7 protein-coding genes are annotated in these 12,121 nt (G+C 49.7%); 1 reads left to right on the top strand and 6 read right to left on the bottom strand.

Annotated features, from left to right (window positions below; genetic code table 11):
- Nucleotides 1-34: 34 nt before the first annotated feature.
- The gene (locus RJ40_RS10555; RefSeq protein WP_265580810.1) at nt 35-943 is read right to left on the bottom strand and encodes a glycosyltransferase family 2 protein; all 909 of its coding nucleotides are present in this window, start codon (nt 941-943) and stop codon (nt 35-37) included.
- A gap of 1,501 nt (nt 944-2,444) precedes the next feature.
- Here RJ40_RS10555 and RJ40_RS10550 point away from each other — a divergent pair.
- A complete protein-coding gene (locus tag RJ40_RS10550; protein WP_265580809.1) occupies nt 2,445-3,107 on the top strand; it encodes a polysaccharide deacetylase family protein in 663 nt (220 codons plus the stop codon).
- Nucleotides 3,108-4,359: 1,252 nt separating this feature from the next.
- Here RJ40_RS10550 and RJ40_RS10545 read toward each other — a convergent pair.
- The 5 genes from RJ40_RS10545 to wecB form a co-directional block, all read right to left on the bottom strand.
- The gene (locus tag RJ40_RS10545) at nt 4,360-6,555 is read right to left on the bottom strand and encodes a DUF2206 domain-containing protein (protein ID WP_265580808.1); all 2,196 of its coding nucleotides are present in this window, start codon (nt 6,553-6,555) and stop codon (nt 4,360-4,362) included.
- The gene (locus tag RJ40_RS10540; protein ID WP_265580807.1) at nt 6,552-6,803 is read right to left on the bottom strand and encodes a hypothetical protein; all 252 of its coding nucleotides are present in this window, start codon (nt 6,801-6,803) and stop codon (nt 6,552-6,554) included. Before RJ40_RS10540 ends, RJ40_RS10545 begins: the two co-directional genes overlap by 4 nt.
- Nucleotides 6,804-7,743: 940 nt before the next feature.
- Entirely contained in the window at nt 7,744-8,943 is a 1,200-nt protein-coding gene (locus RJ40_RS10535) for a glycosyltransferase family 4 protein (protein WP_265580806.1), read from the bottom strand.
- Between the two features lie 839 nt (nt 8,944-9,782).
- A complete protein-coding gene (locus tag RJ40_RS10530) occupies nt 9,783-10,994 on the bottom strand; it encodes a glycosyltransferase family 4 protein (RefSeq protein ID WP_265580805.1) in 1,212 nt (403 codons plus the stop codon).
- A complete protein-coding gene (wecB, locus tag RJ40_RS10525; protein WP_265580804.1) occupies nt 10,976-12,100 on the bottom strand; it encodes a non-hydrolyzing UDP-N-acetylglucosamine 2-epimerase in 1,125 nt (374 codons plus the stop codon). Before wecB ends, RJ40_RS10530 begins: the two co-directional genes overlap by 19 nt.
- Between the last annotated feature and the right edge of the window lie 21 nt (nt 12,101-12,121).

Below are 12,121 nucleotides of genomic sequence, written 5' to 3'. Positions count from 1 at the left end.
CCCTGACCCCCCATACTCACGCACGAAGACCACCTCACCCATCCTGCCCATCTGCGAGGAGCATGAGGACCAGACCGACGGCGATGAGAAGCGTCCCCGTGATCAGAAAGACCAGACTCCCGATACCGAGGAGCGAGGGGATCTTCGAAGTGACGGAATAGCCCAGAAAAGGGTTATATCCGGAGATGAAGCCGAGGAGTAGAAAGCCAAATCCTGGAATTGCAAAAAAAGCCAGCGGTCTCCTGGCAAAGATCTGCTGGACTATCATATTCATGACTGAAAAACCATGGGTGACCGGGTGCAGGGTCGAGGTACTCTTGAGGTCATAGCGTACGCTGACCGGCACTTCTTCGATCTTCAGGTGGCGCTCTGCGGCCTGGAGGAGGATCTCCGATCCTGCCGACATCCCTCCCTGGGAGATCCGTATCGCTTCGATCGCTCGTCGACCATAGGCCCGAAAACCACATTGCGTATCGGTGAGATGGGATACGCCGGCAAAGGAGAGGGTGATGTTGAGAACTTTCATCCCGAACTTCCGGTAGGCCGGTGCATTGGTCCAGGAACCTTTCAAAAATCGTGAGCCTATGACAACATCGACCCCGTCATCCAGTTTCTTGAGGAGTCTCGGGATCTCGTCAGGGTCATGCTGGCCGTCGGCGTCCAGGACCACCAGACCGTCGGCACCGAGTGCATGGGCGACTTCAAAGATCGTCCTGAGTGCACCGCCGTAGCCGCGGTTCTGCTCGTGCCTGACGACAATTGTACCAAGTGCACCGGCCAGATCGGCGGTGGCGTCAACCGAACCGTCATCGACGACGATGACATAATCGACATACCTCTTCACCGCAAGGATGGTCCTGGCGATCTGGTGCTCCTCGTTGAAAGCAGGCATTGCAGCGACGACATGACCGACGGCAAGATCACGAAGTCCAGGAAATGGCAATCCGGCATTTTTAAGATCATAATATTTGGATCGATCCGATCTTCCCGGATGTTTATACTCCTCTGAAGATGGAACCGAGACCTCGACCCCACGCACACTCCTTACCCCCCACATGTGCTTTCAAATCACCATAACGTCCCGGAAAGAGTTTTAATATGCTTCCGGGAATAGGAGAGCGTGTGATATTGAATGTTAGATCTTCCACCCCCCGTGAAAAACCATGCTCCCCCCGCAGATAAACACCGGTTTCATTTATATAATGATTTGCATCTCCGGACGGATGGAGAAAAGCATCATCCTCCGGGGAGACAGGATCTCACTGAAGGGGGTTCACCGAGCCCTGCAGAGGGTTTACTATGAAACCTCCATGAGGCGTGCCTCATGCTCAACCAATGAAATATCGACTCTGTAGAATCGGGCATGAGTCGAGAGCACGCCTCAAGTATACTGCATGAAAATTGTTCAGAGCGAGAATCCTTCAATAGGGGCGGCCCGTCTGATCGATATGGTTTCCAACATGCTCGCGCCGGGGGCGCTGCCCCCGGACCCCCGGGATTGCGATAGGGTCGGGAAGGCGAAGAGAAGATCATGAAAAAAGGGATGCGAGCCCTCACCAATCTTCATCTGTGGAGGGTTCCGGGGGTCACTCGCCCCCAGGTAGAAGATATGCGTTCATAATTTCCGGAAGGAAGTACTTTGGTTCAAGTGAGTGTTCTACTCTCTGAGAGTTTTGGGGTATGATCCATGAAAAACTTTTCATGGAGTATGCCTGAGGCGTGTTTTTGGCTCATGCTCGATTTTAAAGAACCGAAAATTCATCTCATGAGTGGTCATCCGGAGCCGAATTTTCAAATTTACGATCCCGGAGATCAAAAGTACGCAGAGCGATCTCCGACCCCCCACGAGACGTCCACAGTGAGAAAGATATTATAGGATCCCTTATGAGAAGGAGTTTCAGGTGGTTCTTTGAAAAATACCACTGGTATTTTTTCATGGCAATCCTGAGGCTCGGAGAGGCATCCATTTCTCTCGACCATCGGGATCAGAAGAACAACGGGGGGGCCATAATACGTCTTCGAAACCTGAATCCTGGAATCTTTCGACCCATAAAATAATGGGTGTGAAAAAATATCCAGAAAGAGCACTTCGTCTTCTTCGCCAGAACCCTCCGCTCTGGGATCTATACACCAGAAAAGAAGAGTACGACAACCGAATACGAGATCAATATGACCGATTTCCTCACTTCGCGAGCAATTGCCGCGACATCTTCACTCCCCATGCATCCAGGTACCTCCATGATGTAGGCCATAACATCGATTATCCAGACGACAAAACCTTTGCAGTCTGTCTGACCCACGATATCGACGAAGCCTACCGATCGATCCCCTTCAAAGGGCTCGCAGCACTGGGATCACTCAGAAATAGTGATATACAGGGGATCCGATCGGCCCTTGCCAATATGCGCTCAAAAAAACTCCCTCTCTGTAATTTCAGCGAGATCATGGATCTCGAAGAATGTTACGGAGGATCTTCGACCTTCTTCTTCCTCGCATTGGAGGACGGCGATCCGGATCATGCCTTCAACATCGAAGACCTCGAAGGAGAGATCGGCACCATCATCAACCGCGGCTGGGAGGTCGGCCTCCACGGTGGACATGACGCCTACAACAACCCGGAAAAGATCAGGGAAGAAAAAAAACGTCTTGAAGATGTGCTCGGGCGACCGCCTGTCGGGTATCGGAACCATTATCTCCGCTTCAGGGTTCCAGAAACCTGGGAATATATCAGAGAGGCAGGATTCAAGTACGACACGACCTTCGGGTATGCCGACTGTATAGGGTTCAGAAACGGCATGTGTCACCCTTTCATCCCATATAATCTCTCAAAGAATCAATCCATCGACCTCCTTGAGATCCCCCTCGCGATCATGGACTGCACCTTTGATCTGTACATGAAACTGGATGCATCACAGGCATGGGAGATCACGAAACAGGTGATCGATACGGTCGAGCAGTGCCATGGCGTCATGACCATCCTCTGGCACAACACCTACATGAGAGGGGAGCAGTTGAGGATGTACCATAAGATTTTAGATTATTGCTCCGGGAAAGACGCGTGGTTGACCAATGGTGCGGCACTGTGCAATCACTTCATGAGAGACTGAAGAGGATCATGAGATAGGAAAATAGTTCCGTGGGCTTTGTAGAAACGCAGATGAAAGGGGCTTTCAAGCCGGCACCATGAAAAACGTATTATGTTTTGTCCCAAATAGGTGCCCTGGGGAGCAAAGGTTGAAGGATTTTTGGGCCTCGAGCCCGTTGTAGAAATGAATCAGGTGTCTCTTGAAAGCAGACATGCGTCTTAGAACGCGTATAGGAAATTCATTGTAAAATTCAGACCCGCTCCCCAACCCAATGGCGGGGGTGGCAGATTTAAAGAGCGGAGCTTTTCCACCCATTCTTTTTTGTTTTTCATAGGAAATCCTTACCTCTTCTGGGTACAAGCGTGACCCACCCGCCTTCCCGCATGCTCGCGCCGGGGGCGCTGCCCCCGGACCCCCGATATGAAGATAGGGTTGGGAAGGCAAAATCAGCGAACATGAAGAGGGAGTTCCCGTCCCCTGTCCTATCTTGACGCGGGGGGACCGGGGGGCGGCTAGCCCCCCGCAGAGATAACCACCTAGAGAATTTACCATGAAAAACTTTTCAGGAGGTATGCCTGAGGCGTGCTTTCGCTTCATGAGCGATTATACAGAGCCGTTCCGGGAACAGAATCCAGAATCACGATCATTGTGTTCTTGGTCAGGGAAGTTATGCGAATGGATGGTTCTGTAGAATTGAGCATGAACCCCGGGTTCAAGCATACGTGGTTGAATATTTCTCGTTGCAGTTCTCCCGAGTGCGGAGGGATACTTGATTCCTCTCCTCGCAACCGGGCACCTGAAGGATACTGTTCAATTGCCGCCCCTCGCCTATCTTCATACGTGGGGGGTCCGGGGGCAAGGCCCCCCGGCGCGAGAGCGTGACAAAAATTTTTTCGTTCTTCTGTGGGGGCGGCCCATCTGATCGACGTGTCTTCACCCTACGCTCTCGCCGGGTTTTTCATGGTGTCGGCTTGAAAGATCCTTTCATCTGCGTATCTACAAAGTCAGATATTTTGTGTGAGATGATGAGGGATCAGACGTGCCACCCCTATCGCAGAATCTTCACCGCCGCCTTGCGCCAGGGGGGCGAACCCCCTGAATCCCTCACAGCAAAGAGAGACGAGGGGCGGCGATTGAGGTGGTGCCTACCTCGCCCCACAGTCGCGATTGAGAGATATCAAGGATCCTTCCACACTTCGAAGATCTACGATGAAAGATTTTCATGCGGTATGCTTGAGGTGTGCTTTCGGTTCATGAGCGAATCTCCAGAGTCCTAATAATACACCTCCGCACCCTCATTGTTGTAGATAAGGTCGTAGGAGAGAAGAGGCGATGAGACATCATAACGATCAAAAACCAACGTAACTCCTCTCGAAGAATGAACGGCCAGCATTTTGGTCTGGACATTCGAAGTACCCATGAAAAGATACATGTAGTCATCTTCCTGTAAGAGTGTCGTAGGGTTTACACGCATAGCAGGACGACCATAATATCGTTTGAATAACTGGTATCGATAGGTGTCTGCATAGATCCTGTTCTTGGATGTCAGAGATGCCAACCACTCTCCCCCGGTGATCTCCATCTGGTTGAAATGAACCAGATCGACCTCATCATTGAGGGCAAAAGATGTCGACCTATCGTGAGAGACCTCATAAACCCATCCGCAATTGAACAAGATGAAAACGGCAAAAAATACAGATAATAATTTATATGGTGCCTCCGGACGACCGAGTCGATTCATTGCTCCTGAAAGAACAGCCAAACCCCCGATGATACAGAATGGTGCCAGAAGAATGAGACAGATCTGATAGAGTCTCGGAGCATTGATCGCACTGGCAAAATAGGGGAGAGCAACCCCTCCGAAACAGAGGCCAAGTGCCACAAAAGAGAAGAGGAGATATCTGGGATCAAAACGGGTCTTGATCTGACCAAAGAGAGTAGCGACAAATCCAAGCCCAATAAAGGATATTGTCAACAGATGCATGTACTTACCAATCTCATGAAGAGGTGTCGTTGCCGGATTTGTGATCATTGCCATCCCCTGGGCAGCATCAGGACTCAACAGTTCAGAGGAGGTACTTTCAACGACCTGATCCAGAATGATGACGCCAATATCAAAGGGCTTTGAACTCGCGGTGTAAATATACCAGATCGAGAGGAATATAAGATATATCATCACCAGATTGAGAGGGAGGACCGAGGGGTGAAACGAGAATTTTTGCATCTTCAGACCTCTGAAATGACCCCATCGATCCTGTATCCCGGTGAGGATTCGACTAGTTATATCCAGGAGATGGAAACGACTCTCCACAGCCACTATGGCCCAGGAACAAAATAAAATAAATACAAAGAGATATGCGATCCCATAGTGGGAAACAACCAGAGAAACACTGAATAATGCAAAAAGAGCCGATTTTTGCCGCCATTTCAGATCCTGATTGATCATTGCAAGAAGGATGATGACAAGATAGAGTTCAGCGATCTCCTGCCGGGCGAGAGATGGCATACTCATGTAGAAGGTGTATATGGACATAAAGAAGAAACCACTCAAAAAAGCGATTTTTTCATTGGTCTGCCTCCCGATAAACAAATACAGGCCCAGAGGGACAAGAGCAAAGAAGAAGGGGTACAGGATCTTGAAGATCCAGTCCATACCCATATCGAGGACAAGTGAGTAAATGGGAGCCAGCATGACAAGGCTGAGCATAGCATTACAGTTTCGATAGATCGTAGGATCCCAGAACGATTCTGAGACGACAAAATTTGATAAATAGAACTCTTCTTGAATGTCCCAGCCCCAGACGTACCTTGTGATGAGAGCGGTATGAAAGAGGAGAGCGAGAGCGAGGGTAAATAGAATATAAGGATAGTATTTTTCAGGAATAAGACGAGTGAACATCACTATCACAGGGACGATGGCAATGGCCATCAGGAGGCCCATCTGGAGGAGAGTACTCTGATAGTGGTTCATGAGATAACTCCCCCAGATTGCCACGAAAGGGAACAGAGAGAAGAAGAGTACCGGTGGCGAGAAGACATCCCCAAGAGGGAGCAGATCATGAGCCGAAAATGTACGGTCCCGCACATAGGCGAGGATACAGAGGAAAAACACCATGACGCTGATGGTAATCATCACCGATACGAGGGTGATCGGGTGGATGATACCGAAAAATGGGTAGACGGTGTTCATAAATAACCCGGTAAACATCAGAAACGCAAAGGAAAGCCCTATAGCATAGAGGAATGTCTCGATATTGCCAAGATGGTGGATCCGAAAGATGCGCAGGAAGAGATAACCGGGGACAAAGGTGAGATAGAGAAATCCGATCATTTCCCTGAGGAAAGGAAGTGAGAGACCGAAGGTGTCAAGAATAAAGGTGCCTATAAGGGCGAGCTGGAGAGACAGCACGAAAATAAAAAACGATCGAAAATCCCAATCATTCAAACGGAAGACATTTTTGACTCTCATATGTCATCCCTGAAGATTTCATAGATCCTCTGAAGCGGTCCCCCACCACTCTCCGGGTCGTACTTCCTCCCGATATTTTCAGCAGCATTCTTTCCGGGAGATGGACACGAAATATTTGAGTTCTCGGCCCCTTCAAAGGCGAGACGAGGAGTGGCAATATCTGCACCAACACAACGGAAATAGCCAGATACATCTCCAGAAGAAGAAAGAACAGGAGGAAAATGTTCAACAAAATGTCCAATCTGCATCTTCTACCTCCAGAGGACTCCAGACTGAACCTCATGACAGATGTCTGTCTTGAGGTTCTGTTCCGGATGTCCAGTGCCCCCACACCCGGGCAAAGTATACGATATTCTGTATATAAATGTGTGGATTTTTCGGCCCCATGATTACTCATTCTCCAGAAGCGAATGGGACGGTCCCCTCCTGGAGTGCGGTGAATGGGTGCTTGCCCGGAACCCGAGATTTCTTCGTTGATGATATGACCGTCCCCCGGACTGAAGTGGGGAGAGCAGTCACACACAGCCAGAAAGAGGAGGGTTTTCCGATCTTATGGCTCTGTTGAATCCTCTTCTGGTGTGAACATCAGGGGTTGATCACACCCTTCCCTCTGCGTGACGGATCGACAGAGAACGGGATCACCCTCAGAACGATCACCACATGCCTTCCCGTCCTCATCTTCATCCCGGGGGTCCGGGGGCAGCGCCTCCGGCGCGAGCGTGTGGGAAGGCACGCCGATCAGAAGATCTTTTGAACAATGGGCTTTGTAGAAATGCTCTGGATGGATATCTTTGCGGGGGGCTGGCCGCCCCCCGGTCCCCCGCATCAGGATAGGGGCGAGGACGACAACCCCATCTTCAGGTGCATCAATGGCGCCTTCCCGCCCCTATCTTCATCCCAGGGGTCCGGGGGCAGAGCCCCCGGCGCAAGAATGAGGGAAGGCGATGGATTCAGGTCATAGGGGGGTTGAGGGGATGAAAAGAGGATGGTTTCTACAGGGCCGAACAATGTTCAAGCGTATGCTTGAGCCAGGGGTTCATGCCCGATTCAACAGAGCCGGTCTTACATCTATTCTGAACCGGCCCCGTACCGTCTGGAGAGTTTAATTAGGTACTCGCTTGAATATCCTTAAGCATGAAAGGCCCAGAACACACACCTCCATTCTCTTCATAGAGCCAGGTGCTCACTTCAGGCGGAATTATTCCCGACCATGGTCTCCAGAAACTCTTTGAGTGTTTTCATCTTCACTGACCAGTCGAGGTGCTCCTCAGCGTAGCGGCGCATCTTCTGTGGGTGATCGGGATCTCCACAGACCTTCTTTGCGAACGCCAGAACCCCTTCGATATCAATAGGACTTTCATCGGCAGGGAGATAGAGAATATAAGGAAAATCTACCGGGAAATCAGGATCTGATATCCCGTAAATAAAGGGTATCCCTCGAGCACAATACTCGCGGGCCTTGAGAATCGACGCCTCCTTCAGACCGATCCTATGAATCCCAAGACTTCCTACCGCAACATGACACTGATCAAAGAGGGCATCGAGATTCCTGCCGCTCAGAAAACCATGGAAGATCACCCGGTCGACGATGCCGAGGTCGTCGGTCAATTGCCGGAGGCGGGGCAGTTCAGGACCATCCCCGGCAATGTGGAGGATGACTTTCGATGTCCCGTTATAGGTGGCAAGGCCCTGAAGAAGCCGGTCGAGCCCGTGCCAGGGATTTATCATAGCAACACAGAGAAAATGTACTTCATCACTCTGCAGGATCGGTGACCGTCTCATGGAAACCGTGGCGACCTCAAAACCGTTTCCAATGGTAACATGAGGTTTCGCAAAATGTCCCGAATTCCTCAGTTGGTACTCGGCGATCTCATCTGTGACACACACGATAGCGTCAGATTGTTTCCGTAGAAAATCTCCAAAAAGACGATCTAACCAGATTTCGAGAGATTGATTGTTTAACTTCAGTTCTTTCTCCTCGATTGTTTGGTGTTCAATCACCAGTTTACAGGTTCTAAAACATCTGATTATATTGAACGGGCACGAGAGGATGGGAGCGGAGCCCCGGAGATAGAGGATATCAGATGCACCCAAAAATCGAATGGTATTCCTAAATATTCTCCGCATCTCCCACAGTCGCCTGACACGCATCACAATGTTCCGTCCGGTTATGTCTCTTAACGGATATGCAGCGATATAATCGGAGTAAGGCCCGTCGGAGTTGATAATACCAATCAACACCAGTTTTGCATCCATTCCCAGAGAACTCAGATTCGACACTTGAGATACTAATTTCTTATTTACGCCACTACCAAGATCCCGATCAGGAGTCATGGCCACGTATCGTAATTTCAACCAGACCACCGCCGATTCGATGAGTGCCACCATTCGGGTGATACCATTGTTTATGGTGAGTCAGTCAGGCTCGACATTCTATTTTAAGGCTCTGGAGAATTCGGCATGAGGCGGGAGCATGCCTCAAGCATACGGGATGAAAATTTCTCGTTGCAGTTCTCCCGAGTGCGAAGGGATACTTGATTCCTCTCCTCGCAACAGGTTACCTGAAGGATACTGTTCAATTGCCGCCCCTCGGCTATCTTCATCGTGGGGGGTCCGGGGGGTCTCCCCCCGACGCGAGACGACGGTGAAGATTCTACGATTGAGGGCGGCACGTCGGATCATCACGCCATCCCACATCTTCACGCCGGAGGCGCTATCCCCGGACCCCCGGGACGAAGATAGGGGCGGGAAGGCAGAGAACCGGATCGTTCTGAGGGTGGTTTTGTTCTCCGTATATCAGGTATGAGAGAAATCTGTGTATTCAAATTCTCATCCATAACTCCAGAATTGAACGTCAGGATCATTTTGATAGTAATTCTGCATGAACCTGGGGCTCAAGCATACGCCATGAAAATTACATGGGTCTCTGAAGTGGGCATAGGTCCTTGCTCCGTCTTCGGAGCAGGACGCCACATGGGACCACCACTTCATGCCGCACCTCGACTATCTTTGTCCGTGAGGGATCCGGGTTTTTCCCCCGGCAGAGGAGAGCAGTTCAGAGTTTCTGAAAAAATGTGCTTCGATCCCGGTGAATGTTCAAGCCCACAGACACTTTTGGGGTAACCTCAGGGTCAACCCCTGACCAGGGAGTGTGACCAGAAGGAAGTATGAGAAGCAGAACGCGCTTCGAGGAGCGACCAGAGAATACTTGAGAAGGCCGGGGGATATTACCTACAGGCTTCATAGACTTCATGAAGAGTTTTTCGATAGATTTCCCAGTCATACTTCTGTTGAATGAGATCCATAGCGTTTTTTCCGAGATTAATCCTCAGTCTCCTGTCATCCAGGAGGATCCGGATCTTTTCAGAGAACGCATCCAGATCATCCTCTATGATGATGTCCTTATTCTCCGTATAATCAATACCCTCGGCACCTTTTGACGTTGAAACGATCGGCTTGCCCATCGCCATGTACTCAAGGATCTTAAGCCTCGTCCCGCTCCCATAGCGCAATGGAGCGATGCAGATGTCACTTTTCATGATATATTCCTTGACATCATCAACATAGCCCACAAAATTCACATTTGATGGTCTCGGAATATCGGGAGGATTTTTCCCGACAATGAGAAATTGTACCTCATCTCCGAATACAGGCGCAATTCTGGAACAGATAATCCTGACTGCATCGATATTCGGCGCATATGATAAAGATCCTACAAACAAAACAGAGCAGGGTTCATTATCTCTGTTCTTCACAGAAGCATCCATTATATATTGGCTATATTCACTTGCAAAAACACAGTTCGGAATAACAGTTATTTTATCGACAATATGTGGGAGATGAGCGAGTATCAGTTGTTTATCTCGTTTTGAACAAACCAGGACGTGATCCGCAGCATTAAGAGCTTCCAATTCGATCTTTTTATTCCTGGCCCCCGAGATTGTATTGTACACAAGTTCTTTTGGGTCAGATGACGGAAATTCTTGAAGTTCCCAATAGATGTTATGCTCGTCTAAAATAAATCGGTCAATATTTGTTTTTTTAATGAAATTATAGAAATACGGTCCTTCGAGTTGAAAGAGAGTATCATCAATGTTATCTAAGGCACATTCAGGAACTTTCAAATTAAAATTATTGGAGAAAAGCCCATTAAAATAATAAACGAATTTATCGAGAGATCCATTGAACTTTTTATCCTGTATAATATTGATGCCATCAATCTGGCCATGATATTTTTTATTCTCATCGGTGGTGTAAATATTCACCTCGATAAAATCATCCCTGACTAATTTTGCCAATGGAATCGTTCGGAGGTAGCCTCCGGTTAAGTCAGGGCATATCGATCCCGGATATAATAAAGACAAATGATCTAACACGTCATCACCTCTCAAATAAACCCATCTTACATCTGCAGGTGGTATTACTTCTTTTCTATACATCCACTGGATGAGAGTGGCAGATGTAATTCAGATCTTCGTTGGTGGGCCACCCGGGCAACAATTTTTTCACCTGCATTTCCTTCTCCATACGGGTTTTTCCATGTCGAGGCTGCACCCAGCATCCTCGATACACTCGAAATAATTTTTTCAGAGTGCACGCCTGCGAGCACATTCGCCCCCACTTCAACCGTCTCGGGACGTTCGGTGTTGTCCCGCAGGGTGACACAGGGCACTCCAAGGATGCAGGCTTCCTCTTGCAGGCCCCCGGAATCCGTGAGGATGAGGCGGGCGTTCGATTCCAACTGGAGGAACTCAAGGTATCCCAGAGGTCCGGTAACCGTGATCCCCTCCAGGGAGAGGCCAAATTCCCTGACCATCTTCGCGGTTCTCGGGTGCATCGGGAAGATCACAGGGTTCGAGTAGGCATCCCCGATTGCAGCAAGGCTATCGAGAATCCCTCCCAGACGCATCCGTATGTCGACATTTTCTGCTCTATGGGCGGTGACAAGGAAATATTCCCCTGGCTTCAACGTCATTTCATCGAGAACATCGAACCGCGTCTTTGAGATCTCGAGGTTCTGAGAGACGGCGTCGACCACGGTGTTCCCGGTGACCAGAATCTTCGCGTCGTCAATCCCTTCTCGAAGAAGATTCTGTCTGGATGTTTCGGTGGGGGCGAAAAGATGGTCGGAGATGTGATCGGCGACGACCCGGTTGATCTCCTCAGGCATCCTCCGGTCAAAACTTCGGAGACCGGCCTCGACATGGCCGACTTGAAGAGAAAGTTTCGCGGCGGCGAGAGTCCCGGCGAGGACCGTATTGGTGTCACCCTGGACAAGGACGATCTCAGGCTTCTCCTTCATCAAGACCTTCTCGATACCGGCCATGATCCGACCGGTCTGTTCGGCATGGGTCCACGAACCGACGTCGAGGCTATACTCCGGTTCAGGGAGGTCGAGGTCCACGAAGAAGGCCCTGTCCATATCGTAGGAGTAATGCTGCCCGGTATGAAGGATGAAGCAGTCAAGCCCATGGGTCTCACAGGCCCGAATAATCGGGGACATCTTGATGATCTCAGGGCGAGTGCCGAGGACAATTGCAATCATAGATTGTCTCCTCTCTCAAGA

The organism is Methanofollis aquaemaris (genome assembly GCF_017357525.1).
In the GTDB taxonomy this organism is placed as follows: domain Archaea; phylum Halobacteriota; class Methanomicrobia; order Methanomicrobiales; family Methanofollaceae; genus Methanofollis; species Methanofollis aquaemaris.
The sequence above is the reverse complement of the archived record's forward strand: the minus strand, read 5'-3'. Positions and strand labels throughout refer to the sequence as shown.